Raw genomic sequence first — 26,114 nt, 5'->3', positions numbered from 1 at the left:
TGCCTCCTTTTATTTACGCATTTTCGGATCAAATGCATCTCGTAATCCATCACTAAATAAGTAAAAGAATAAAATTAATAAGCTTAAAACCATTGCTGGTATGAATAATTCATGTGGATAAATTAATAACATTGCACGTCCGTCATTGACTAACGAACCAAGTGATGTTTGTGGTGCTGGTACACCAATACCAATAAAACTTAAAAAAGCTTCGAAGAAAATAGCACTTGGTACAGTAAACATCGAAGTAACGACAATAGCCCCTAACGTATTTGGTAAAATATGTTTAAAAATTAATTTGAATTTTGAAGCACCTAATGTTTTTGAAGCCATAACAAATTCTTGGCTTTTTAATTTTAAAAATTCACCACGTACTACCCTACTCATTCCAAGCCAACCTGTAATCGACATTGCTAATATGATTGTCCAAATAGATGGTTCAAAAATTAATACGAACAAAATAACTACAATTAAATTCGGAATCGAAGCTACTACTTCAAGTATACGTTGCATAATTGTGTCTACACGTCCACCAAAGAATCCTGAAATTGCTCCATATGCAACACCAATAAAGATATCTAATAATGCTGCAATAACACCGATAAATAACGAAATTTGGGTACCTTTCCATGTTCTCGTCCATAAATCTCGTCCTAATTGATCTGTACCAAACCAATAATTTTCTTTTACATTGGCAGCTTTATAAGCGTCTTTACCATCTGTATCTTTGCCATCAAATGGTAAAAATGGTACTTTGTCTAACACTGGAATTTTCGCAGGTAAGTTTCTATGTTGCACATTTTGTTCAGCATAATCATGTTTATTTATAACAGGACCTAGAAAGGCAAATATTACGATGATAATTAAACCGATCATACCTACTACTGCTAATTTGTTACGTTTTAACTGTGCCCATGCATCTTGCCAAAAGTTTTTACTTTCTCGTTGCATTTCTGGTTCAGTATTTAAATCTAATTCTCTAATGATAAAATCAGATGATGCGATGCCCTCAGAGGTATGTGTCATAATTGCATTTGAATGGTCATCATTAAGTGACAATTTATTTTTGTTATCAGGCATTATTTTTTACCTCCTTGAACACGAATTCTCGGGTCAATTATTCCATATAAAATATCAACAACAAATATCGATACGATAAACAATGTACTAAACAATAATGTGATTGCCATGATTACCGAGAAATCGTTAGTTGTAATTGAACGTACAAATTGATCCCCTAAACCAGGAACACCGAAAATGTTTTCAATTGTTAAAGTTCCCGTTAATATACTTGCTAACATTGGAACAATGATTGTAATAATTGGTATTAGAGCATTTCTAAGTGCGTGCCCAAAAAGTACACGTAAAGTTGAATTACCTTTCGCTCTTGCTAGTAAAATATAGTCTGAACTTAATACCTCTATCATCTCTGCTCTTATGTATCTGGCGACTGTTGCTAAAACGGCTGCAGATAATGCTAGTGAAGGTAGAATAGCAGTTGAAAACCCTTCCCATCCAGCTACTGGGAACCATCTCAATTTAACTGCAAATACATATTGTAAAAGAACTGCAAGTACAAAAGATGGCACAGATACTGCGATTACTGAAATTACTGTAGTTGTATAGTCTACCCACGTGTTTTGCTTGGTAGCTGCTGCAACTCCTAAAATAGGACCTAGTAACACACCAATCACCATTGCTGTTAATCCCATTTCGAATGAAGGTAATAACCTTGGTTTAATTAAATCCCAAACAGGTTGATTATGATATTGGAAAGAATTTCCAAAGTCCCCAGTAACAACATTTTTCAAATAATGTAAATACTGCGTAGCAACAGGATCATTTAACCCATACTTTTCATTTAAAATTTCTTTTTGTTCAGCATTTAATTTTGCATCATTAAACGGAGAACCTGGCATTAATTTCATTAAGAAAAATGTAATTGTGATAATGATAAATAAAGAAATAAGCATATAAATAAATCGCTTAAAAATATATTTCCCCATCTAGTCCCCTCCTCTAACAAATTTTCCGATTTCTAAATTTCCATTCCCTTCAAAATTTTCTGAAATCTTAATTAATATTATATATACAATATTTACTATATATCAATATTTTTTTGCTTTAAACTAATGAAGAATGATTGATTTTAGTTATTCAATAAAGTTGAATACATTAAATAATTATTCCGCATCTCAGTATTTTAATGTAAACTATGTGTAAGTAATTTATAAAGGTTGGAGTGATGAAATGATGAAGAAATGGCTTATAATGGCAATATTTACCCCACTACTATCACTATTAATTTGGCTTTTTAATAATCATACTGTCATCACATATTTAAATATTTTATTTTATGTGTCATTAATTATTTTTATTTGTAACTTTGTGATTTTACTTGTTCAAGAAGGAATTTTTGATGCGACAAGTTATGGTTTTAGAAGGTTAAAATATCAGATGTCATCTACTAAAAGGAAAAAGTCTATATCAGATGATCCATTTTTCAACCCAAAAGAGGTAAAAAAAGAACAATATTTTGTTTCTATGTGGATTTTCCCTATGCTCTTAATTAATATTTTGTATTTTATTTTGACAATCGTGCTATCGCTCATTTTAATATAATGAAACAGAAAAAATCTTCAGTAACAAGTCTGCGTTACTGAAGATTTTTATATAATTATGCTTCGAATTTTTTGAATACTAATACTGCGTTATGTCCACCGAATCCTAAACTATTACTCATTGCATACGTAATATCAAGGTCTTGGGCTTCATTAGGAACAATATCCAAATCACACTCTGGATCTGGTGTTATCGCATGAATTGTCGGTGCGACTTTTGAATCTTTAATTGATAACGCTGAGAAGATTGCTTCAATACCACCTGTTGCGCCAAGTAAATGACCAGTCATTGATTTAGTTGAACTTACTTTTAATTGTTTAGCAGCTTCACCAAATGTATTTTTGATGGCTTTAACTTCATTTAAATCACCAACTGGTGTACTAGTACCATGTGCATTTAAGTATTGAACATCTTTTGGTTCGATGCCAGCATCATCCATTGCTGCTTGCATTGCTCTAGAACCACCTTCGCCTTCTGGAGCTGGTGCTGTAATATGATATGCATCACCTGTTGTACCATAACCAACAATTTCGGCATAGATGTCCGCACCACGCGCTTGCGCTGATTCTAATGATTCAATCACTAATATACCAGCACCTTCACCCATGACAAACCCATCTCTACCTTCTTGGAAAGGACGACATGCCGTTTCTTTATCATCATTTGTAGATAATGCTCTACTTGCACTAAATCCTGCAATTGCCATATGTGTAATAGGCGCTTCAGTTCCACCTGTAATCATTGCATCGGCGTCGCCACGTTGAACAATTTTAAATGCTTCACCGATTGAATTTGTACCTGTCGCACATGCTGTAACTGTTGCACCATTAGGACCTTTAGCACCTAAATCAATAGATACTTGTCCAGTTGCCATATCAGGGATTAACATAGGTACGAAGAATGGACTAACACGTCTTGGTCCTTTTTCCATTAATTGTTTATGTGCAATTTCAAATGTTTCCATACCACCGATACCTGAACCAATCCATACACCGATTCGATCTGCAGTTTTTTCATTAATTTCTAATTGTGCATCTTTCACAGCTTCTCTAGCTGCTACAATTGCATATTGTGTAAATCTATCCATACGACGTGCTTCTTTTTTGTCGATATGATCTTCTATATTAAAGTTTTTAAGTTCTCCTGCTAAGTGAACGCTATAAGGTTCAGTATCAATTCTTGTAATTTTATCAATACCATTTACACCTTTTAAAGCATTCTCCCATGTTGTTTTAACATCATTACCGATTGGAGAAAGGGCTCCCATACCTGTAATAACTACTCTTTTATTTTCACTCATTCGTTATCCTCCTATTTTCCCCATTTTATAGTCATTGCGCCCCAAGTTAGGCCGCCACCGAATCCGACAAGAACAATTGTATCATCGTCTTTTAGTTTACCATTTTTTAATTCTTGATCGATACTTAAAGGTATTGAAGCTGCTGACGTATTGCCGTATTTATCTACTGAAACACTCATTTTATCTTTAGAAATACCAAGTCGTTCTCTAGCAGATTCCATAATTCTAATGTTAGCTTGATGAGGAATAAATAAATCTATATCGTCTGAAGTTAAGTTCGCTTTTTCAACTACACGTGTTGATGCATCACCCATTATTCTGACTGCAAATTTAAATACTTCACGACCATTCATTTTTAATTTTCCAGTTTCTTTATCTAAATATAAATGTTTTCCACCTGTTCCATCAGAACCCATTTCATAACTAATAATACCGCGTCCTTCAGAAACTTCACCTATGATGACAGCACCCGCACCGTCGCCAAATAATACCGCTGTCGAACGGTCAGTTAAATCTGTAATCTTAGACAGTTTATCTGCACCGACAACTAAAATATTATGATAATCTCCTGATTGTACATATTGTTTAGCGGTAATCATTGAATACATAAATCCAGAACATGCAGCAAGTTGGTCCATTGATGGTACTTTGCCAATACCTAGACGTTCTTGTAACATATTTGCCACGGTTGGAAATGGCATATCTCCTGTTGCAGTAGCAACAATTATCATATCTATATCTTCGGGTTGTATACCAGCGTCTTCTATTGCTTTTACACTTGCTTCATATGCTAAGTCTGAAGTATCTTGATTGTCATCTGCCCAATGTCTTTCTTTAATTCCAGTCATTTTAGAAATCCATTCATCAGATGTTTCTAAAAATTGCTCAAAATAGGCATTGTCAATAATCTTTTCTGGTGCATATGCACCAAAACCTTTAATACCCACGTTCATAGTTGAACACCTTCTTAATAAAATTTTTAATACCAGGTATTAATTTAACATAGATAGCTTTTTAAACTCAAGTCAGAGACTGAAATATTGCGTAATTAATAAAGTTTTAATTATTTGAAAAACTACCAATCTTCAATTACAGTAACACCCCGTAATATCACTTTATAATACCTGCTCATTATTTTTTAAATTTTAAAATGTATAAGATGTTACTATACAAATTTATATGTATCACTTAAAATAATACTATAGATTAATAAAGTGGAGGTAAAATGACATGAAACACCTCGTAACATTCTTTTGGGCATTATTATTAATGCAAATGGTTAACTTTGTACTTAATAGCCTAATAGGTGGAAATAGCCTAAATGTAGTCAATCCAATCATTATGGCTGTATTATTTACAATATTTACAGCTGTTTTTGCAGCTGTTATTAAACCGCCAAAAGATTCATCACAATAACTGAATAGTATAAGTGAATTTTGTCTTTCTTATCATTTAAGCCACCTTATTGAAGGTGGTTTTTTATTTTTTTAAATCATTGGTCAATGTGAATCATTGGTCAAGCATAATTAAAAAAGCCTTAACACATAGTCAACATTACTTTTGTGAACTAAGTATCAAGGCTTTAATTGTATTTTTTAATGTTAAATCAAACAACTTAAAGATTTATAATTATCAAAATGAGTTACTTAGTTTTAACATTAATGTCAATTTGTTTAATCGAGCTTGCATCGAATAAGTTTGCTGGATAACTATCTTTCATTAAATCTACTTCTTTCTTACTACCATCTTTCCAAGTAATTGTATAAACGGCAGATTTAGCATTTCTAATATTTTTAGATGTAACACCACGTTCATCATTTAATGCTGCTTTAATTTTATTTCCAAGATCTAAATAAGATAATTGACTATTTTTTTTGAACTTAAAATGTGACTGATTGAAAGCAATCGTGCCATCAACAGTAATTGTATATGGTACATTATCAAAATCTTCAACTTTTTGTGTTGCTGGTTGATTGTCCTTTTGTGCTGCAGATACCTCATTACTTGCTATCGCTACTCCGCCAGTTGCTAATACACCTATTGCCAAAGTTGCTGTCATAAATGATTTTAATTTCATATAATCTCTCTCCTTTGTGAGTTAAAGTATCTTACAAAGTTAATATAACACAAATTGAATAATTTCAAAAATTATAAATGTATAAACGGTTTACATTATTTTTAAAATACATTTTAGTTAATTAAAAAATAATAACGATTAAAACATTGTTTTTCTGATATAAATTCCAATTGAAAACACATTTAGATTTCAATTATATGAAAGCATCTAGCTATTTTATCTAACTAATCAACTCTTAGACACAAATACATTTAGCTAAATCAAACTACACTTTAGAAGATGACCTAATTTTTTATATTCTCTAATTTTATATTTTTCTTCCTATTAAATTGATACTTGCTTGATCGAGTTTATGTTTATTTACCTCTTTTAAAAACGCATTCAAATAGAAACCATTTTTTAATTCTAATAATTGGTCTAATGCATACACAGTCAACTCATATTGATGATCTTGATCAGGTGGTGTTGGTCCTACATAGTGATTTTCTATTTCAGAAAAGTCTTCAGCTAACAGACCGCTAGTAAAACTATTTTTACCTTGTACATAATCACCCTTTGTTCTTGATAAATCAGGTTTAATTGAAATTGAATCACCAGCAACACTTACATTAGCAACGCTCCAATGAATCCATGCAAAGCCACATACTGGAATGGCATCATAGTCTATCAAGCTCCAAGCTATATATTTAGTACCTTTTGGAAGTTCTGTAATATCAAATGGAAATGATTTTATTGGATTACCATTAATTGTATCACTTATATCTGCCCCTGCTGCATATTCATATGGTATATTATTTCCTTTAAATTCTGTGTTGATTTTCATGTTGATCTCTCCTTAAATAAAATAATTATGATTTGAACCAGTACCTTTGCTATAATATTAATACTATTTTTATAGAATAAAAATTATATATTTTCTAATAGACCATTAACTTTTTTGAAAGAGGGAAATTCATGAATTTAGATTGGTATTATACATTTATCATTTTAGCGAAGACATTAAACTATCGATTAGCCAGTGAAGAAATTAATCTCACTATTCCGTCTATACATAAACAAATTAAAAATTTAGAACAGCATCTAAATGTGAAATTATTTGAGACATATAAAAACCAAATTATTCTTACCGAAAATGGACAAACTTTTCTACCAATTGCACAAAGTTTTATTGAACAATACGAAAGCGGCATCAAGCATATTCAACTTCAAAAGACAATGTTCAAATCGAAATTGAATGTTGTTGTATCTTCTTATATCGCAACATTTATCATGCCTAAATTTTTAAATTTATACTTTAATGACCATCCAAATGTCGATATTTCTATTCATATTAAAAATGAAAATATTGAAAAAGACATAAATAAGCATTTATATGATATTGGAATTTGCAGAAATCAACCTAAGCTAAGAGAAGTAAAATCTGAAAAAGTGTGTGAAGGTAAAATCGTAATGGTTGTTCCTAATGAAGAACAAAATCATGCATTAAGTGAAAAAGCTTTATTTTCAAAATATAAAATTATTAGTAACAATCACCCTGAATATTGGCCATCATTAAAAAATAATATTTTAAACATTTATGAAAAAGCACAATTTTTATCTATCAATGATGTTCATACTTCTATAAAATTAATCGAAATGAATCAAGGCATATCATTCCTGCCTATTTATATAACAACAAATAGCGATTATCATATATCCGTTATTAACACGAATGTTTTACAAGCGCCTATTTCATTTACATATATTTATAGTAAAAAAGATAGTCCCGAAATCGCAGCATTTATTAAATTATTTAAAAGGTTCATTGCTGATGAACAATCGTTATAAATAAAATCATCACATTAAAAAAACCAAGAATGCGAAAAATGATCACATCCTTGGTTTATTATTATTCAGCTATTTTTTCAACATTAAATGTTAGGTTATTATCCTCATCTAAATCTACTTTAATAGTAGTACCTTCAGGGAATCCTTCTTTAATCATCATACGTGCTAAAGGCGTTTCAATTTGTCTTTGTACAAAACGTTTTAATGGTCTTGCACCGAATTGTGGTTCATAAGCTTCTTTACCTAACCATGCTTTAGCTTGATCTGAGACTTCAATTGAAATACGTTGTTCTAATAATCTAATGTTTAATTGAGTTAATATTTTATCTACAATCATACTCATATCATTAATAGACAATGGTCTGAATAGAACAATATCGTCCATACGATTCAATATTTCAGGTTTAAAATATGCATTCAAACTTGTCATAACAGCTTTTTCAGTTGATTCAGTAATTTCGCCAGTTTCTTTAACATTTTCTAATAAAATTTGCGATCCAATATTACTAGTCATAATAATAATCGTATTTTTAAAATCAACACTACGTCCTTTGGAATCAGTTAAACGACCTTCATCTAAAATTTGTAATAATACATTAAAGACATCCGTATGGGCTTTTTCAACTTCATCGAGTAATATAACTGAATACGGATTACGTCTTACAGCTTCTGTTAATTGTCCACCTTCATCATGTCCAACGTAACCTGGAGGTGCACCAATCAAACGTGATACTGCATGTTTTTCCATATATTCGCTCATATCAATACGAATCATATGTTTTTCAGAATCAAATAATGAAGCAGCTAATGATTTAGCTAATTCGGTTTTACCTACACCAGTTGGCCCTAAGAATAAGAAACTACCAATTGGTCTATTGGGATCTTTAATTCCAGCTCTTGCTCTTACAACTGCATCTGAAACAAGATCTACTGCTTTATCTTGACCAACAACTCTTTTATGCAAGATGTCACTTAAGTGAAGTAATTTTTCACGTTCTGTTTCAACTAATTTTGATACAGGTATGCCCGTCCATTGACTTACAATATCACCAATTTCTTCGTCAGTAACAACTTCACGAATCATTCTGTCTGTGTCTTCACCTTGTTCATCTTGGAAATTATCCTCTAATTCTCTAAGCTCTTTTTCTAATTGAGGTATTGTGCCATATTGTAATTCAGCAGCTTTTTCTAAGTTATTATTAGTTTGTGCATCTTCTAATGATTGTCTGCTTTCATCTAATTGCGCACGTTTTTCTTGTAATTTAGCAATTTTTTCTTTTTCAGATTCTACACGTGATTGCAGTGCAGATTGTTTTTCTTTTTCATTTGCAAGCTCTTCTTGTAATTCTTGTAATCGTTGTTTACTTGCATTATCAGATTCATTTTTAAGTGCACTTTCTTCAATTTCAAGTTGCATTACACGTCTATTTACTTGGTCGAGTTCAGTAGGATTTGAACCCATTTCTGTACGAATTGTCGCACATGCTTGGTCTACTAAATCAATCGCTTTATCTGGTAAGAAACGATCAGTAATATAACGATCAGATAATTCAGCTGCAGCAACTAAGGCTCTGTCTTGGATTCTTACACCATGATAAACTTCATAACGTTCTTTTAAACCACGTAAAATAGAAATTGTATCCTCTACATCAGGTTCACTGACTGCTACTTTTTGGAAACGACGTTCTAATGCAGAATCTTTTTCAATATATTCTCTATATTCATTCAATGTTGTTGCTCCAATACAATGCAACTCACCTCTTGCTAACATTGGTTTCAACATATTTCCAGCATCCATTGCACCATCTGTTTTACCTGCGCCAACTAGCATATGAATTTCATCTATAAATAAAATAATTCTACCGTCAGAATCTTTAACTTCTTTAAGTACTGCTTTTAGGCGTTCTTCAAATTCACCACGATATTTTGCACCTGCAACTAATGCGCTCAAATCTAATTCAAAAACAGTTTTATCTAATAATGATTCTGGCACATCTTTCTTAACGATACGTTGTGCTAACCCTTCAACAATTGCAGTTTTACCTACACCTGGTTCTCCGATTAACACAGGATTATTTTTGGTTTTACGACTCAATATACGTATAGTATTGCGGATCTCTTCATCTCTACCAATAACAGGATCCATTTTACCTTGTCGTACCTCTTCTACTAAGTCACGACCATATTTTGCTAATGCTTCATAATTCACTTCTGGATTTTGTGATGTCACGTGATTTCCCCCTCTTACTTTCTTGATAATTTCTTTAATAACTTCTGCTTTATTATTTATAAAATGTTTTGTTGTTTGATCAATATCCATTGCAGCACGTAAAATATGCTCCATAGAAATAAATTCATCTTGATATTCTTTCATATACGACTCAGCTTTGGTCAATAATTGGTTCGCTTGATTACTAATGTATTGACCATATTGTATATTGTCGCCTTCTACAGATGCATAAGAGTTTAATTTTTCTTCATAAGCTTGGTTTAATTGATCAACATCAATGTTAGCGCGTTCTAATATGCTTTTATATAAACTTTCATTTTCATTTAATGCACTGCTTAAAATTGCTTCGATTTCTATATTTTGTAATTTATATCTCTGACACTGTTCAATAGCTTGTTGTAACGCATTTTGTACAGTATATGTCATTTTATTTATGTCCATATTTTTCACCTCTAAATTGTAGAGTTGGTCAAATTATTATATTTTGACTTTGACTTTCTTTGACCTTAAATCTATTATAGTCCCTATTTAATAATTTATCAACATTTTTACTTCGGATTATTCGAAATTTCGTAAATAATTTTTCATCTGCAAAAAAATCTAGCTAATGTAAAATTTATACATTAACTAGACTTTTTAAACCTATATTATTTCTTTTTAAGAGCTTTTAAAATTTCATCTTTTAAAGCTAGAACACCTTTATATTCTAAATGAACGCCATCTGGCGCAAAGTATTCGCTATGCCCTTGTGAACGTTTATGCCAATCAATTAAAGTGACATTTCTTTTTCTTTTTGCGGCATCAGCTAATAACCGATTCACATTCGCCTCATATATACGTGGCACTCGAGTATTAACTAAATAAATTTTTGCTTTACCGAATTGATTAAGTAAATCATCAAGCTGTTGAACAGTGAAATCTCCATTTGTCCCTAATTCTAATACGACCTGATCGGATGATTTCGTGTATTGTGAGTAATTCGCTTTAACTAAAGGTAGCGTTTGATACAATTGACGCCCTACCTTTCCATCAATTCTAGATTTCGGTACAGAGTCTTTAAATGATTCACCAATATCTACCATAACTGAATCACCAATTAAAAGTGGCTTAATGTTGTGATATATATCTTTTGATGTCTTTTTCTTTTGATCAACTAATCCATCAATATGAATATTTTCGACAGGTGCTATTCTAGCTTGATAATTATCTTCTAAAGAGGTATCAAAACTATTCGCTTTTTCACCAATGATATCTTTACCATATTGATTAAAAGCACCAACTAATATAAGCATAAAAGGAATCAGTAAAGTAACAATAAGAACTGTTCTCAAAAACTGTGGTATAAATGTTGGACGCCAATTCAATGAATGGAATCCATCCTTTCTAAATGGCGTTTCAATATAACGATAAGAAAGTTCTGCAAAAGTTATCGTTAATATGATGTCTAAAATATAAACATATTTCGGTATTTGTCCATCTACATAATAACTATGAATAAAACTAATTACTGGATAATGCCATAAATATAAGCTATATGATCTTTTGCCAATATATACTAAAACCGGATTTGAAAATGCTTTTGCCACCCATGTTGCTGGATGTACGACACTAGCAATAGCAAATAATGTTACTGTTGATATTAAATAGAAACCACCATCGTATATCCAATTGCTCTCATCATTTACAATGACAAATAAACACATTAATGTTATAAATGCCAAAATACCAATAGCGTCTATTACATATTTTACAGATTTAGGTGGATTATTTTTCAACTTAAATGGCGGCCATAAAAATGCTAAGATTACACCTAATAATAATGTTTGTAATCTTGTGTCTGTACCAAAATAAACTCGTGAATGATTAATATTAAAGCTTGCAATATAAATCATTAATCCCAAAGATAACAAAGAGACAAACCAGAAAATAAACCCAATTTTATAACGTTTTTTTATCAATAATAATAGTATGATTAATACTACAGGAAAAAATATGTAAAACTGTTCTTCTATTGCAAGTGACCATAAATGCTTTAATGGCATAAATGAAAATTGTTCAAAATAATTGACATCTTTTGCAATATACCACCAATTTGATACATAAAAAATGGCAGCAATTATGTCGTGTTTGACCCTAATAATATTGTCTGATTTTAATAGTAAAGTAGCTGTTTCTACAACCATTAATAGTACAATCACTGCAGGTAATAATCGTTTTAAGCGTCGAATCCAAAAGCTTTTCAGTTTTATAATTCCAGTATCTTCAAATTCTTTGAGTAATAAGCTTGTTATTAAATAACCTGATATTACAAAAAATGTATCGACACCTAAAAATCCACCCGTTAACCATTGTTTGTTTAAATGATAAATAATAATTCCTAATACTGCGATAGCTCTTAAACCATCTAATCCAGGCATGTACCTTATCTTCTTATGCTGTGTATAATCCTTTGTTTTATTCATTTTGCATTCTTCCCTTTTAAAACTGTTATTCTTAGATGCTTTATAAAAATGTTATGTGTTGTTTAAAAGAATAGTGAAATGCATATTTAAATTATCGAAACCCGTATAAATAATTGTTTAGTTCTCGTTTATCAAACTTAAAAAGCCTGATTACTTTCTTTACACATTTAATTTCGATTTTGTAATGCAACTCGTCACTTAAAAACTATGAAGTATTATGTATTGTAATATAACTGTAATATAAATTCAATTTATTATCAGTTTTTTTTACCAACATTTATAAATACAAAAGAATTGTGTTGCATGAAATGATTCATGACCTACTCCTACCTAAAATTTTACTATCAAACATTTTAAATTAAGTATATTCGATTAATAATAAACCTCTATTTTTTCTCTAAGGTCAAAGATATGTATAGTACTTTTAGATTCAACTAATTCTTAAATTACACAATTAGAGATTACCAACATATTCGTCTAGATTATATTTTCAATTACAAAAAGCAGTTAAATGCATTTTCAACATCTAACTGCTCAGATAAATTTAATTATTAACTTACGCCTAATGCAATTTTAGCATAGCGTGACATCATATCCTTTGTCCAAGGTGGACTCCAGACGATGTTAACTTCTGTATCTTGAATTTCTGGAAGTTCTGCTAATACAGTCTTAACTTGGTCGATAATTTGAGGTCCCATTGGGCATCCCATCGATGTTAATGTCATATCAACTGTACAGATACCTTCATCATCAACATTTACTTTGTATACTAAACCTAAATTAACAATATCAATACCTAATTCAGGATCTATTACCATTTCTAATGCACCTAAAATGCTATCTTTTAATGCCTCTTCCATCCATATCACCTCTTTAATGTCATATTATCCCTAATATATCAAATATCCGACAAAACGCCAATAAAATGCTATGATGTATCTATATGAACAAAGCAACTTATGAGGAGAGAGATATGCAACCACATTTAATATGTCTAGATTTAGACGGAACATTATTAAACGATAACAAAGAAATTTCATCATATACTAAACAAGTATTAAATGAATTACAACAACGTGGACACCAAATTATGATTGCGACTGGAAGACCATACCGTGCAAGTCAAATGTATTATCATGAATTAAATTTAACAACACCTATCGTTAACTTTAATGGTGCTTACGTGCATCACCCAAAAGATAAAAACTTTAAAACTGTCCATGAAATTTTAGATTTAGGTGTTGCTCAAAACATCATTCAAGGGTTACAGCAATATCAAGTATCTAATATCATTGCAGAAGTTAAAGATTATGTTTTTATAAACAATCATGATCCAAGATTATTTGAAGGTTTTTCAATGGGTAATCCTAAAATCCAAACTGGTAATCTTCTTGTCCATTTGAAAGAATCCCCTACCTCAATTTTAATTGAAGCAGAGGAATGTAAAATTCCTGAAATCAAAAATATGCTCACACATTTTTATGCAGACCATATTGAACATCGTCGTTGGGGCGCTCCATTCCCAGTCATTGAAATTGTTAAGCTTGGTATTAATAAAGCTAGGGGCATTGAACAAGTCAGACAGTTTCTAGATATAGATCGCAATAATATTATTGCTTTCGGTGATGAAGATAATGATATAGAGATGATTGAATATGCTCGTCATGGGGTCGCAATGGAAAATGGTTTACAAGAACTTAAAGATGTGGCAAACAATATTACTTTCAATAACAATGAAGATGGAATCGGCAGATATTTAAATGATTTCTTTAACTTAAATATTAGATATTACTGTTAATTTATGTCTAAACATTTTATAATATTTTTAAAAAACAGGAGGTCATTAACAATGCCCAAAATCGTTGTTGTCGGAGCAGTTGCCGGTGGTGCAACATGTGCCAGTCAAATTCGACGTTTAGATAAAGAGAGTGACATTATTATTTTTGAAAAAGATAGAGATATGAGTTTTGCAAATTGTGCTTTACCATATGTGATAGGTGAAGTTGTAGAAGATAGACGTTTAGCATTAGCTTATACTCCTGAAAAATTTTATGATCGTAAGCAAATTACAGTTAAAACATATCATGAAGTCGTTGCAATCAATGACGAAAACCAATCTGTAACTGTTTTGAATCGTAAAACGAATGAACAATTTGAAGAACCATATGATAAATTAATTCTTAGTCCTGGTACTAGTGCAAATCATCTTGGTTTTAATAGTAACATAACTTTTACACTTAGAAATTTAGAAGATACTGATGCTATTGATCAGTTCATTAAAGCCAATCAAGTAGATAAAGTATTAGTTGTTGGTGCTGGGTATGTTTCATTAGAAGTTCTAGAGAATCTTTATGAACGTGGCTTACACCCTACATTAATTCATCGCTCTGATAAAATAAACAAACTAATGGATTCAGATATGAATCAACCTATTCTGGATGAATTAGACAAACGTGAGATTCCTTACCGCTTGAATGAAGAAATTGAAGCTATCAATGGTAACGAAATTACATTTAAATCCGGTAAAGTTGAACACTACGATATGATTATTGAAGGCGTCGGCACCCACCCTAATTCAAAATTTATCGAAAGTTCAAATATAGAACTTGATCAAAAAGGTTTCATACCGGTAAACGATAAATTTGAAACAAATGTTCCAAACATTTATGCAATAGGTGATATTGCGACATCACGTTATCGTCATGTTAATTTATCAGCTAATGTACCGCTTGCATGGGGCGCTCATCGTGCTGCAAGTATTGTGGCCGAACAAATTGCTGGAAACGACACTATTGAATTCAAAGGTTTCTTAGGCAATAACATTGTGAAATTCTTTGATTATACATTTGCGAGTGTCGGCGTTAAACCAAACGAACTAAAGCAATTTAACTATAAAATGGTCGAAGTCACTCAAGGTGCACACGCGAATTATTACCCAGGAAATTCCCCTTTACACTTAAGGGTATATTATGACACTGAAAATCGTCAGATTTTAAGAGCTGCTGCAGTTGGAAAAGAAGGTGCCGATAAACGTATTGATGTATTATCAATGGCAATGATGAATCAATTAACTGTTGATGAATTAACTGAATTTGAAGTGGCTTATGCACCGCCATATAGTCATCCTAAAGATTTAATCAACATGATTGGTTATAAAGCTAAATAAAATATTCTTAAATTTCAACATAACATTAAAAATTAAAATAATTTGGGCTGGCATTTGCCGGTCCATTTTTCGGTAAAAATAAAAGACATAAAATATTAGGCTGAATTGAGTCCAATATTTTATGTCTTTATTTTTTAGCTAATGCCAAACATTTTTGAAAGAGGTCCTAACGGTAATATAATACCTAACGCCATAGTAATAACGATTAATCCAATTGTGATCCAAAACATTGTGTGACTTTGCTCATGTCTCTTTCTTTTAGCAATTGATACTTCCATTAATCCGATGACTGCAACACCACATAGCATTTTTAATGTTAAAAGCATATGGTTTGCACCGCCACTCATAAATGACTGAATTAATACCCAAAATCCTGAGATTAAAGTTAAAAGCATAAATAAGCGTAAAACCATGTGCAATGGTTTGAAAAATGGCGTACCACCTTGATTTTTTGAAATATTTAAGTATGTAGCGATAAATAAAATGATTGCTAATACCCAACTTAAAATATGTAAATGTAACATATTCATTCCCCCCACTTTAATAATTTATGTTATTAAATTATAGTTTCGTGGGATAAATACCCACTTTCTTATAATTTAATCACTATTCGTTCATACACAAATACATATTTTACCACACTTCTATATATGAGAGGAAGAACATGGTATTTTATTACTTATTAGAATATTGTGCATCTGCTGTAAAATAATCAACTACTTCTTAATATAAGTATTTCACTTTCATCTCAAATTGGTAACATTATAAACAATTATCTTTAACACCTTTTTAGAAAAGTATGAGATTAAAAACAAATAACTTAATTAGTCATTTATAATTCGAAGTAATTCATAATTATTATAACTTCTATTTCTTTTCTTAATAATCAAAATGCTCCATAAAAAAACTAACCAGTCCTAATTAGGACTGATTAGCTTTGTTCAAATATATTTATTTAGCAATATATGTTGTTAAAGTTCCGATGTTATCGATAGTTACTTTAACTTCGTCACCTGGTTGTAAAAATTTAGGTGGTTGCATACCAGCACCAACGCCAGCTGGAGTACCAGTCGCAATGATATCTCCTGGATGTAATGCAACATATTTTGAAATTTCTTCAATTAATTCATCAATTTTAAGAATCATTTCACTTGTATTACCATCTTGACGAATTTCATTGTTCACTTTAGTAACGATATTTACATTTTCAGGTAATGGTAATTCATCTTTAGTCACAATATATGGACCCATTGGACAACCACCAGTCAAACTTTTTGATAAAAATGCTTGATCCTGTTCATTTTGTGCCTTACGGTCAGTGATATCATTGATAATTGTATAACCATATACATAGTCTAAAGCAAGCGCTTTTGGAATCTTTTCACCAGACTTACCAATTACAATGCCTAATTCGCCTTCATAATCTAATTGATCTGTAATATCTTTATGATTTGGAATTGTCGCATTATCACCTGTTAATGATGATGCCGCTTTTGTAAATACATATAATCGTTCTACTTCATGGTTTAATTCATTTGCATGATCTTTATAATTTCTTCCAAAAGCAATCACGTTATTTGGCGGTGTTACTGGTGGTAAAAACTCTATGTCATTAAATGAAATTTTATAATCTTCAGCTCTGCCACTATCTTCTGCTGCTACAACTGCTTTTCGTACTTGTTCTTGAAAATCTAAAGTATGATTTTGTTGTAAACCAGCTAACAATGTTTTAGGATGAAAATCTCCTTCTGCAAAGTCAGCAAATACTAGTGTTAAATCCCAAACAGCATCTTCGCGTTTTACTTTAACGCCATATGAAGTTCTGTAATTATACTTGAATGATAAGAATTTCATTCATTCTCAACTCCTCATCTTTATCTTAATTCACATTATAACTTTTTTCGTTATCAAATAACAAATAAATGAGTAAGACAATTTTGAAAATGACCTGAGATGGTTCTAGCTAAAGGATTTTATACATCATCCAAAAAATTTTTTATTGTTTTTAAAAATAAAAATTATAGCTGTAAAGTTCCAAATTTAAAGAAATATAAATATCCTTTAACATCTGTATTTAAAATCGTTTGCAATGTATTTTGGTAATATTTCATTTGGATTTTATATTTATTTTTCAGTTGTGCACCAATTTCTTCATCTGTCATACCGCGGCGACGATTAAATGCATCTGTTTTATAGTCTACAAAGTAATGTACACCATTTTTAACAAATATTAAGTCAATCATTCCTTGAATAATAGATGCATCTTCATCTGTCGGAGGCAATTGATCTACTAATGCTTGATTAACAACAAATGGTAACTCTCTGTATACTTGATCAGCCTGAGCAATAGATAAATACAAGTCACTATTAATAAATGACATAATTTCATTCACACGTATATCTTTTTTCGCATCTTGTTCGATAATATGCTTATCGATTAAATCGTCAATGTACAAATTCAACTCAACTTCTGATAAACGTTCCATTTTAAATGGTAAATGTTGCATTACAGTGTGCATTAAAGTTCCTATTTCATTTGCTTTTCTTTTACCTTGTTCACTTAAAAATTTAGGACGTTCATATGTAGAAAAGCCTATGCGATATTGCCTTACTCGTTCATAACTTGTTCCACTTTCTTCTGTTTCCAATTGTCGTTTTAATTCAGATACAGATTGCTTTGAAGGCTTTAATGTATCTTGTTCATATGGATATTGATAAGACAGCTGATATTTAATTTTAGCTTTAGTGTCTTCATTTCCTTTTGTCATTTCTTTTAACTGATTTACAGAATGATATTCATCGTTTTCTAAAACCGCTTCAGTAGATATGTCTTCAAAATATTCAACAGCAATTTTTACATTTGGTCGACTACTATCTTCAACTTGCATAATATCTTTTTCAAACTTTAAATCATCAGGAAGTGAAGTAGATTGATGTTTCGCTAGAATACCATATATAAGTTGAAACGGATTTGGAGATGTTAGTCGCTCATTTACAGCAATATGTTCACCAGATATAGATAGTTGCTCTAACTCTTGTAAAGACTTGTCATTTTTCACTCTACCAATTAAATAAAGCTGCTCTTTAGCACGAGTCAATGCTACATAAATTAAACGCATTTCTTCTGACACAAGTTCTTTTTCGGCAACTGCTTTATATGCAACTGATGCTAATGACGGATATGCCATTTCTTTTTCAACATCAAAATAATCCATTCCAAGACCATATTGTTGATTTAAAATTACTGGTTGTTTCAAATCACGTTTATTAAAATCTTTGGAAAGTCCAGAATAAATAACAAATGGAAATTCTAGACCTTTACTACTATGAATAGTCATCATTCGAACAACATTGTCATTTGGACCTACAACATTTTCCTCACCAAAATCTTTACCTCTATCGATGAGTTCGTCAATAAATCGAATAAACTGATACAAACCTCTAAAACTAGAATTTTCAAATTCAATTGCTTTATTAAAAAGTCCATATAAATTAGCACGACGTCCTCGACCACCAATTAATCCACTAAAATATTGAATAACATAATGATCGTTATAAAATTGATCGATTAACTGATATACAGGATGATCTTGACTATATTGCTGATAACGCTTAATGTCTTTTAAAAATAATTTTAATTTTTCAACCAAGGCTGTATCTGCTTCTTCATCCTTAATATAATTCACTATCGATTGATAGAAATAATCATCATTGGGACTTAAAATTCTAATTTGTGCTAATTCATCTTCTTTAAATTGATAAATAACGGAACGCATTAAACCTACTAAATAAATATCTTGTAATGGGTTATCTACCGCTCTTAAAAACGACAATACTAATCGTACTTCAGTTTGCTCAAAGTAACCTTCACGACTATTTACATGAAATGGAATATCTTCATTTTTAAAAGCTTGTTGTAAATTTCTAGCTTGTCCAAAACTTCGTTCTAAGATGACGATATCTTTATAAGTCGCACTTCGATAACTTTGAGATTTCATATCATAAACCTTTTGATGCTCTAAAATATCTTTAACTTGTTCTACAATAAAGTGCGCTTCTTGTTCACTTCCAGTTAAGTCACTATGTTCTTGATTCGCTTCAACTAATACTTTTAAGTTAACTGGATAGTTTGTTTCATCAAATGGAGCACCATAGTATAATTGCGCTGCTGCATCATAATTCACTTCGCCTACCTGTTCATCCATCATATGCTTGAACAAATAGTTTGTTGTTGCTAATACTTCTTTTCTAGAGCGGAAATTTTGCGATAAATCAATTCGACGTCCACTACCTGCTCCATCTAAGGTAAATCGCTGATATTTTTCAATAAATAGACTTGGATCAGCTTGTCTAAATTTATAAATGGATTGCTTAACATCTCCCACCATAAATAAATTACCGTTTTGTTCATCTCCAATTTTAATACAAGATAATATTTTCTCCTGAACTCTATTTGTATCTTGGTATTCATCAACTAAGATTTCATGAAAATGTTGACGATATGATTCTGCGATTTCTGATGGCGTTCCATCTTCATTTGTTAAAATTTGTAATGCAAAATGTTCATAATCAGAAAAGTCTAAAATATTTTTACTACGTTTTTTACGGTTAAATTCTGACATCACATCTTTAACAATACGCGCAAGATATTTTACACGTGGTGCCAATAGTTGCATATCTTCTTTTAAATCATTAGCTTCTCTTGAAAAGTAATCATTTTTAACTTTATCAATTAACGATTTGTATTTTTTATATTGAAGTTTAGCATCCTCTAAAGCATCTACCATCATTTCATTCGCTTCTTTAATCTTCGCTGTTACATTAGGTAAACGCGCACCGAATTCATGCCCCGTTAAAAAAGATATATCAATAATTCCATCTTCAAGAACACGCGCCATTAAACGTCTCTCATCTTCTATGATTGCTAAGTGCTTTTCAACCCCATCCATCATACTAAATAAGTCATATGATTTATTTAAAGCGTCATTTGCCGCTGTTAAGAATACTTTCGATAAATTTGTTAATAATTGGATTAATTGTTCTTGTTGCGCTTCATCTTGATATGGAAGTACTAATTGGTCTAACCATTGTGAAGGATTGGGGTTCGCTATACTAAAGAAATACAACTGCTTGATGATTGCACGAAATTGATCATCGCTTCTATCCGAAGATAACTGTTCTGTTAATTCTATAAATGCAGGGTCAAGGATATCATAGTGTTGCTCAATTACTTCATCAATTGTTTGTTCCAACAGCAATATATTTTCCGCTTCGCTACTAGTTCTAAAATTCGGATCAATATTCAATACATCATAATGTTGTTGAATTAATTTTAAACAAAAACTATGTAACGTAGATATTTGCGCTTGATGAATTTTAATGCGTTGATTTTTCAAATGCGTGTTCATAGGATCAGCAATTGAAGCCTCTTGAATACGTTGATCAACACGATGTTTCATTTCACGTGCACTTAAGTTTGTAAAAGTTACCACTAACAGTCGATCAACATCTATACCATCGCGTAAAATCTTTTGTATAATTCGTTCAACTAATACAGCAGTTTTACCTGATCCAGCGGCTGCTGCAACAAGCACATCTTGTCCTGAAGCATATATGCTTTGCCACTGAGCATCTGTCCATATCACACCTTGTGGCTTCTCTGGAATCGTCATTTATTGCTCACCCCCAAAATCATCAATGTTTATATTTTGAATCGCTTCTATTGGATTTATCGTTTCATCAACTGAACGGTATCGTTTACTATCTATCATGCCATCAACATGACATACCGATTGATAACTACAAAATGCACATGGCAATTTTTGTTTATATTTCAAAGGCGCAACTTCAGTATGCCCATCCATTATATTTGAAGCAGTTTCTATAAAATTCTCTTTATTGTGCTGGATAAATTTATAGATAGTCTCTTCATCTGCTACTTGACTACCCCTTTTACTTAACGAGCCATCTTTATTCAAACCAACCGGCACTATATCTGATGTAAATTTAGGTTCTAAACGAATATCTAATGCATCGATAACAGCTTGGTCTGCATTCACTAAACCACTAAGCTTAAACTTTTTAATTAAGTCTTGTTCTAATTTATCTTCATCAATATCTGCCCATGATTTAAATTTAATTCTAGGTTCATGTACATGGAAATATAATAATCCCCCTGGTTTCACAATATCTGTTAATCCAAGACGCTGTTTATTTTGTAAAACGATATCCATATATGTCATCATTTGCATTTGCATTCCATAATATACTTTCGTTAAATCGAGTGTCGCACTTCCCTCAGATGATTTATAGTCAATAATATTAACAAAACTTGTGTCATCTTTTGTATACGTATCGATACGGTCAATTTGTCCTCTAATATTGATTGGTATACCTTGTGACGTCGTTAATGTTTGTGCTATTAACTCATCGTTTGCTCTTGGCTTCCTTCTAAAACTCGTTTCAAAATATTTTGGCATAAATTTAGAATATGTGCCTTGATATTTTAAAGCACTAAGCGTTGTTTCAACAATTGCACCTATGCGTCGAGATAAATAACGATAATATGCCGAAGAATTTAACAAATTAAACTGAACTTTAGGTAAAATTTCTTCCAATGCTTCATTCGTTAATTGTCTAATTTTTTTAAGATCTAGCTGTTTAAAATCACCGTTGATGCGCTCAGAAATATATTTTAAAACAGAGTGGAAAATGTCACCTAAATCAAAGTTTTGAAGTTCATATTTTGTTCGTTCATTTAATTTCAAACCATGCGAAGCATAATGTTTAAATGGACATTGTTGGTAGCCCTCAAAACGGGAGACACTGGCATTGATTTCTTTACCGTATAAATCTTTTGAAAGTGTTTCGCCTAATTGTACAGTTTCATTATCAAAAGTTAATGCTGACATTAAATAATCTAGTCCTTGATTTAAATCATCACTATCGCGAATCACTTGGTATGCATCTAACCAACTATCGGCGACAATTTCATCATCTAACCATGATCGTAATGCTTCAAATAATGCAATTTTTGTTTGCTTAACATGTTGCATAAGTGATAACGGTGCTACTTCGTGATAACGTGGAATATTTGTAATTTCAAGTTGATGATATAAATTTTGAATTTGCTTTAAAAATGGACTAATTTCTTTGTCATCACCACTTGATCCCATTAAACTATATGAAAATGTTACGTCTTGTCTCGCTCTTGTCATAGCTATATAACAAACAAAAGCTTCATCCATTTGCAATATATCTGATGTTGGACTTAGCTCAACATTTGCTTGTTGTTCAAAGTATTTCTTTTCTTCATCTGTAATCAAGCTTGACGCAGTTACTGGCTGTGGCAAGGTACCGTCGTTCATACCTACTAAATAAACATGTTGTTTATTGTCTACTTTAGCCAAATCCATCGTACCAATACTAACTTGGTCCAATGTTTGCGGTATCATAACAAATTCTAATTGTTCTAAACCAATATCAAATACTTCTAAAAAACGTTCCATAGACATCGGTTCATCTCCAAATACTAGAACTAAGTCGTCAAGGATTTGAATTAAGCCATTCCAAATTTGATCTATTTCTTCTGCCTTCTCATGCTTACCATTCAAATCAAGCTCGTCTCTCTCTGTCATTAATTGATTTGGTAATTCAAAATATTCCATACTCTCATAAAACGCAGTTGCGAATGTTCTTACAGTATTTGCTTTTGACATTTGATTTTCAAAATGCAAAATTTTATCGATTACATCTTTTTTCAATTTAACAACTTGTTCAAATGTGTTACGTTCGTCCTCTGTCAATTTATGTGCTTTTCGCCCCATTTTACTAAAATGTTCAACATTAAATAAATCATCATCTAACCAACGCTTGCCATATATACCTCTTTCCAATACAAAATTTTCAAGTAAATCTACTAAGTAAACACTATTTTTAATTTGAGAAGTTAATATATCCGTTTTAAGCAAGCGTAACATTGGATTAACATGCCAATTTGATTGAATAACTTCAATAAGTGAACGAATCATTTCCATAACTGGATGGTGCGTCATCGAGCGCTTCGTATCAATGTTAAATGGAATATCATAAAGCGGTAAAATTGACTCAAATAAATAAGCATATGCTTCGTCACGATATAAAATAGCGATATCTTGATATCTTAAGTGCTTATCTCGTATATCTACAATGATTCGCCTCGCAATTTCATTTATTTCTTCTCTCATTGTGGCAGATTCTAAAATATCAATATGCCCTTCGCATGACTCTTGATTAATTTGTAGTGCATCGAATTGCTGCTCAAGATGTTTTAAATCTTGATTCGTAAATCGATATTGTTGATTAAAATATTGACGATCTATTGTAATATTTAATTCATTGGCAATTTCCTCAATATGTCTCAATACTTCTGAAGGCTTTCTAAACAAACTGAATTGATCTTGATTACCGTCCGTTGTCAATATAATGGTTACACTTTTCGCGTTCTCTATTAATCCTTTTATAATTAAATATTCAATTGTTGAAAAGTTATGAAAGCCATCAATGTATATATCTGCCTTTTTAAGCCATTCCGACTTTGACATACAATCAATAAATTTTTGCAATGCATCTTCACCGGTAATAAATTCATTTTGAATGCGTTGCTCAAAATCACGATATATTAAAGCAATATCTTCTAATTTATGTTTCGTTCGAGTCTGTACATGATTGTCAGTTATAAACTGATTTAAATGATCAGGTGTTACTGCATATTTTTTAAAGTCTTGAATTTGTTCAGCTAATTTTTCACTGAACCCATAATATTTCGCTTGTGATTGGTATAACTTTAAATGCTGTTGCTGTTCTTGAACAATATTATAAATCATCATTTCCATTGCAGCTTTAGATAGTTTTTGTTCACTATAACTACCAACTTCTTGGAAAATACGGTGACTTAAGCGCTCAAAATGCAGCACTTCTGTTCTTAGGCTACCATTTAATTCTGAATCGTTAACAAAGGCTTGTTCTAATTGAAATGTACTTTGTGTTGGTGCAATTAAAATGATTGGATCTCCGAGTGGATCTTGTTTCATTTTTTGTTTTATTTCAGATAACATTTTCGTAGACTTACCTGTTCCAGCTCTTCCTAAATAAGCATGTAATGTCATGACAAACCCTCACTTCCTTTGACACATATTTTAACATAAAGTGATTGTGTTTGATTTATTAATTGTTTCGTTACGTGGAGCATTTCATTTTAAAATTTTCCTCAAAAAATAAAACATCGTTTATCAGATTTGAAACCGATAAACGATGTTTTAATTACTCAGTATTAATTTTTAGTGTTTTCAGGATTAAAATTATATTTAAATTCGCTGAATGGCCAGAATCTAAATGAAACTTTACCAACGATTTGATCTTCGTCAATAAGACCAAATGCACGACTATCTTTACTTACTTCTCTATTATCTCCTAAAACTAAATACTTACCTTTTGGAATAACATTTGATTTAGGATTTGCATTTGGTAAATTTTTCACTTGGAACGTTCCAGTTATATAATCACCTTGTTTATGTTTTAAATTGTAGTTTAAATAAGGTTCATCTTGTTTTTTTCCATTGACATATAAAGTATCATTTTTATATTCAACTTTATCGCCAGGAACACCGATGACACGTTTTACATAATCATCTTGTTTATTTGCATGGAAAACAATGACATTACCTTTTTCCAAGCCACCAGTTTTATATCCGATGATATTTACAGCAACACGTTCGCCATCTTTCAATGTTGGATCCATCGACTCACCTTTAATCGTATATGGTGTAGCGATGAATTTACTAACTATAAATAAAATAACCAAGGCTACTGCAATAGAAATAATCCATTCCAATATTTCTTTTTTCAATTTTGACACCTCTTTTTATGATTTGAACTGAACAGTCCATTTTGAAAAAGGATAATATCGTAAACTAATATTACCAATAATATCCTTTTTATCGATTAAACCAAATTGTCTAGAATCGTGTTTGTTATGATCCTGATCATTTAACACAACAAAATTATTTGGCGGAATAATATCACCATCTAATTCTTTAAAATTGCGCAAACTAAAGTCTTTTATTTTTCTGTTTTTGGCATAAGATGCATCTACTGGTCGATCATCACGGTATAATTGGCCATTACGAAATGCCATCGATTGACCAGGTTTGGCAATTATTCGACTTGTATATATCGTGTTACCACGCCTATATGTAATGATATCACCATTATTTAATTGATTAAATGTGACTTTAATTTTATTTACGATAACACGATCCCCTTTGTCAAGGGTTGGTGACATATCATTATTCGGAATGACATGACCCACTATTACAAATGTTTGAATGAACAGTACAATAATAATAGCAAGTATAACTGAAATCAAATATTTAACAACTTTTTTCACCTTG

The 26,114-nt window shown here is 31.3% G+C and carries 20 protein-coding genes; 5 read left to right on the top strand and 15 right to left on the bottom strand.

The window, feature by feature from the left end; translation table 11 throughout:
• Window positions 1-9 precede the first annotated feature (9 nt).
• Both opp3C and opp3b read right to left on the bottom strand, forming a co-directional pair.
• A complete protein-coding gene (opp3C, locus tag SAMSHR1132_RS04380) occupies window positions 10-1,080 on the bottom strand; it encodes an oligopeptide ABC transporter permease (RefSeq protein WP_001113175.1) in 1,071 nt (356 codons plus the stop codon).
• Window positions 1,080-2,006: an oligopeptide ABC transporter permease gene (opp3b, locus tag SAMSHR1132_RS04375; protein ID WP_000521537.1), complete on the bottom strand. Its 927-nt coding sequence runs from the start codon at window positions 2,004-2,006 to the stop codon at window positions 1,080-1,082. The genes opp3C and opp3b overlap by 1 nt, the downstream gene beginning before the upstream one ends.
• Window positions 2,007-2,250: 244 nt before the next feature.
• On the opposite strand from opp3b, the gene SAMSHR1132_RS04370 reads away from it, so the two are divergent.
• On the top strand, window positions 2,251-2,622 hold the full coding sequence (locus SAMSHR1132_RS04370; protein ID WP_000976763.1) for a DUF3899 domain-containing protein: 372 nt from the start codon (window positions 2,251-2,253) through the stop codon (window positions 2,620-2,622).
• A gap of 55 nt (window positions 2,623-2,677) precedes the next feature.
• Here the strand turns inward: SAMSHR1132_RS04370 and fabF are convergent, their stop codons facing one another.
• Window positions 2,678-3,922 (bottom strand): beta-ketoacyl-ACP synthase II, encoded by a 1,245-nt coding sequence (fabF, locus tag SAMSHR1132_RS04365; protein ID WP_001293649.1) that lies wholly within the window; start codon window positions 3,920-3,922, stop codon window positions 2,678-2,680.
• An 11-nt stretch (window positions 3,923-3,933) separates the two neighbouring features.
• On the bottom strand, window positions 3,934-4,875 hold the full coding sequence (locus tag SAMSHR1132_RS04360) for a beta-ketoacyl-ACP synthase III (protein ID WP_001100530.1): 942 nt from the start codon (window positions 4,873-4,875) through the stop codon (window positions 3,934-3,936).
• A gap of 277 nt (window positions 4,876-5,152) precedes the next feature.
• Here SAMSHR1132_RS04360 and SAMSHR1132_RS04355 point away from each other — a divergent pair, with 277 nt between their 5' ends.
• Window positions 5,153-5,338: a YjzD family protein gene (locus SAMSHR1132_RS04355; RefSeq protein ID WP_000682087.1), complete on the top strand. Its 186-nt coding sequence runs from the start codon at window positions 5,153-5,155 to the stop codon at window positions 5,336-5,338.
• 226 nt (window positions 5,339-5,564) lie between these two features.
• On the opposite strand, the gene SAMSHR1132_RS04350 is transcribed toward SAMSHR1132_RS04355, so the two are convergent.
• Together SAMSHR1132_RS04350 and SAMSHR1132_RS04345 are read right to left on the bottom strand one after the other, a co-directional pair.
• Window positions 5,565-5,999 (bottom strand): MAP domain-containing protein, encoded by a 435-nt coding sequence (locus SAMSHR1132_RS04350; RefSeq protein ID WP_000769699.1) that lies wholly within the window; start codon window positions 5,997-5,999, stop codon window positions 5,565-5,567.
• Between the two features lie 307 nt (window positions 6,000-6,306).
• Window positions 6,307-6,822, bottom strand: a complete 516-nt coding sequence (locus SAMSHR1132_RS04345; protein ID WP_000700884.1) for a YbhB/YbcL family Raf kinase inhibitor-like protein — start codon at window positions 6,820-6,822, stop codon at window positions 6,307-6,309.
• A gap of 131 nt (window positions 6,823-6,953) precedes the next feature.
• Between SAMSHR1132_RS04345 and SAMSHR1132_RS04340 the strand changes: the two genes are divergently transcribed.
• The gene (locus SAMSHR1132_RS04340) at window positions 6,954-7,826 is read left to right on the top strand and encodes a LysR family transcriptional regulator (RefSeq protein WP_001047054.1); all 873 of its coding nucleotides are present in this window, start codon (window positions 6,954-6,956) and stop codon (window positions 7,824-7,826) included.
• Window positions 7,827-7,887: 61 nt separating this feature from the next.
• Here SAMSHR1132_RS04340 and clpB read toward each other — a convergent pair whose 3' ends face one another.
• The 3 genes from clpB to SAMSHR1132_RS04325 all read right to left on the bottom strand — a co-directional run bounded on the left by clpB (window position 7,888) and on the right by SAMSHR1132_RS04325 (window position 13,378).
• Window positions 7,888-10,497, bottom strand: coding sequence for an ATP-dependent chaperone ClpB (gene clpB / locus SAMSHR1132_RS04335; RefSeq protein ID WP_000353972.1), 2,610 nt, complete (start codon window positions 10,495-10,497; stop codon window positions 7,888-7,890).
• A gap of 206 nt (window positions 10,498-10,703) precedes the next feature.
• Complete coding sequence (locus SAMSHR1132_RS04330; RefSeq protein WP_014373806.1) at window positions 10,704-12,518, bottom strand: acyltransferase family protein; 1,815 nt, start codon at window positions 12,516-12,518, stop codon at window positions 10,704-10,706.
• Between the two features lie 551 nt (window positions 12,519-13,069).
• Window positions 13,070-13,378, bottom strand: a complete 309-nt coding sequence (locus SAMSHR1132_RS04325) for a metal-sulfur cluster assembly factor (protein WP_000390574.1) — start codon at window positions 13,376-13,378, stop codon at window positions 13,070-13,072.
• Window positions 13,379-13,491: 113 nt separating this feature from the next.
• On the opposite strand from SAMSHR1132_RS04325, the gene SAMSHR1132_RS04320 reads away from it, so the two are divergent.
• Window positions 13,492-14,316, top strand: a complete 825-nt coding sequence (locus SAMSHR1132_RS04320) for a Cof-type HAD-IIB family hydrolase (RefSeq protein WP_001182440.1) — start codon at window positions 13,492-13,494, stop codon at window positions 14,314-14,316.
• Window positions 14,317-14,367: 51 nt separating this feature from the next.
• A complete protein-coding gene (locus tag SAMSHR1132_RS04315) occupies window positions 14,368-15,684 on the top strand; it encodes a CoA-disulfide reductase (RefSeq protein ID WP_001124518.1) in 1,317 nt (438 codons plus the stop codon).
• A gap of 134 nt (window positions 15,685-15,818) precedes the next feature.
• On the opposite strand, the gene SAMSHR1132_RS04310 is transcribed toward SAMSHR1132_RS04315, so the two are convergent.
• The 6 genes from SAMSHR1132_RS04310 to lepB (SAMSHR1132_RS04285) form a co-directional block, all read right to left on the bottom strand.
• Window positions 15,819-16,208 (bottom strand): YisL family protein, encoded by a 390-nt coding sequence (locus tag SAMSHR1132_RS04310; RefSeq protein WP_000902810.1) that lies wholly within the window; start codon window positions 16,206-16,208, stop codon window positions 15,819-15,821.
• Between the two features lie 427 nt (window positions 16,209-16,635).
• Window positions 16,636-17,538: a fumarylacetoacetate hydrolase family protein gene (locus tag SAMSHR1132_RS04305; protein ID WP_000670758.1), complete on the bottom strand. Its 903-nt coding sequence runs from the start codon at window positions 17,536-17,538 to the stop codon at window positions 16,636-16,638.
• A 164-nt stretch (window positions 17,539-17,702) separates the two neighbouring features.
• Complete coding sequence (gene addA, locus SAMSHR1132_RS04300; RefSeq protein WP_000154904.1) at window positions 17,703-21,356, bottom strand: helicase-exonuclease AddAB subunit AddA; 3,654 nt, start codon at window positions 21,354-21,356, stop codon at window positions 17,703-17,705.
• On the bottom strand, window positions 21,357-24,830 hold the full coding sequence (addB, locus tag SAMSHR1132_RS04295; protein WP_000172335.1) for a helicase-exonuclease AddAB subunit AddB: 3,474 nt from the start codon (window positions 24,828-24,830) through the stop codon (window positions 21,357-21,359).
• Between the two features lie 164 nt (window positions 24,831-24,994).
• Window positions 24,995-25,570: a signal peptidase I gene (lepB, locus tag SAMSHR1132_RS04290; protein WP_000711487.1), complete on the bottom strand. Its 576-nt coding sequence runs from the start codon at window positions 25,568-25,570 to the stop codon at window positions 24,995-24,997.
• 15 nt (window positions 25,571-25,585) lie between these two features.
• Window positions 25,586-26,110: a signal peptidase I gene (gene lepB / locus SAMSHR1132_RS04285; protein ID WP_000758219.1), complete on the bottom strand. Its 525-nt coding sequence runs from the start codon at window positions 26,108-26,110 to the stop codon at window positions 25,586-25,588.
• Between the last annotated feature and the right edge of the window lie 4 nt (window positions 26,111-26,114).

Source organism: Staphylococcus argenteus (genome assembly GCF_000236925.1).
GTDB classification, from domain to species: domain Bacteria; phylum Bacillota; class Bacilli; order Staphylococcales; family Staphylococcaceae; genus Staphylococcus; species Staphylococcus argenteus.
Note: the sequence above shows the minus strand (reverse complement) of the source record. Positions and strands in the feature narration are given on the sequence as shown.

Bases quoted from the DNA above. Each gene is read 5' to 3' on its own strand.
- SAMSHR1132_RS04345 (WP_000700884.1), bottom strand. From the start codon at position 6,822: ATGAAAATCAACACAGAATTTAAAGGAAATAATATACCATATGAATAT.
- SAMSHR1132_RS04330 (WP_014373806.1), bottom strand. From the start codon at position 12,518: ATGAATAAAACAAAGGATTATACACAGCATAAGAAGATAAGGTACATG.
- SAMSHR1132_RS04360 (WP_001100530.1), bottom strand. From the start codon at position 4,875: ATGAACGTGGGTATTAAAGGTTTTGGTGCATATGCACCAGAAAAGATT.
- SAMSHR1132_RS04320 (WP_001182440.1), top strand. From the start codon at position 13,492: ATGCAACCACATTTAATATGTCTAGATTTAGACGGAACATTATTAAAC.
- SAMSHR1132_RS04315 (WP_001124518.1), top strand. From the start codon at position 14,368: ATGCCCAAAATCGTTGTTGTCGGAGCAGTTGCCGGTGGTGCAACATGT.
- SAMSHR1132_RS04370 (WP_000976763.1), top strand. From the start codon at position 2,251: ATGATGAAGAAATGGCTTATAATGGCAATATTTACCCCACTACTATCA.
- SAMSHR1132_RS04325 (WP_000390574.1), bottom strand. From the start codon at position 13,378: ATGGAAGAGGCATTAAAAGATAGCATTTTAGGTGCATTAGAAATGGTA.
- clpB (WP_000353972.1), bottom strand. From the start codon at position 10,497: ATGGACATAAATAAAATGACATATACTGTACAAAATGCGTTACAACAA.
- fabF (WP_001293649.1), bottom strand. From the start codon at position 3,922: ATGAGTGAAAATAAAAGAGTAGTTATTACAGGTATGGGAGCCCTTTCT.
- SAMSHR1132_RS04350 (WP_000769699.1), bottom strand. From the start codon at position 5,999: ATGAAATTAAAATCATTTATGACAGCAACTTTGGCAATAGGTGTATTA.
- opp3b (WP_000521537.1), bottom strand. From the start codon at position 2,006: ATGGGGAAATATATTTTTAAGCGATTTATTTATATGCTTATTTCTTTA.
- SAMSHR1132_RS04355 (WP_000682087.1), top strand. From the start codon at position 5,153: ATGAAACACCTCGTAACATTCTTTTGGGCATTATTATTAATGCAAATG.
- opp3C (WP_001113175.1), bottom strand. From the start codon at position 1,080: ATGCCTGATAACAAAAATAAATTGTCACTTAATGATGACCATTCAAAT.
- SAMSHR1132_RS04305 (WP_000670758.1), bottom strand. From the start codon at position 17,538: ATGAAATTCTTATCATTCAAGTATAATTACAGAACTTCATATGGCGTT.
- SAMSHR1132_RS04310 (WP_000902810.1), bottom strand. From the start codon at position 16,208: ATGTTACATTTACATATTTTAAGTTGGGTATTAGCAATCATTTTATTT.
- addA (WP_000154904.1), bottom strand. From the start codon at position 21,356: ATGACGATTCCAGAGAAGCCACAAGGTGTGATATGGACAGATGCTCAG.
- addB (WP_000172335.1), bottom strand. From the start codon at position 24,830: ATGACATTACATGCTTATTTAGGAAGAGCTGGAACAGGTAAGTCTACG.
- SAMSHR1132_RS04340 (WP_001047054.1), top strand. From the start codon at position 6,954: ATGAATTTAGATTGGTATTATACATTTATCATTTTAGCGAAGACATTA.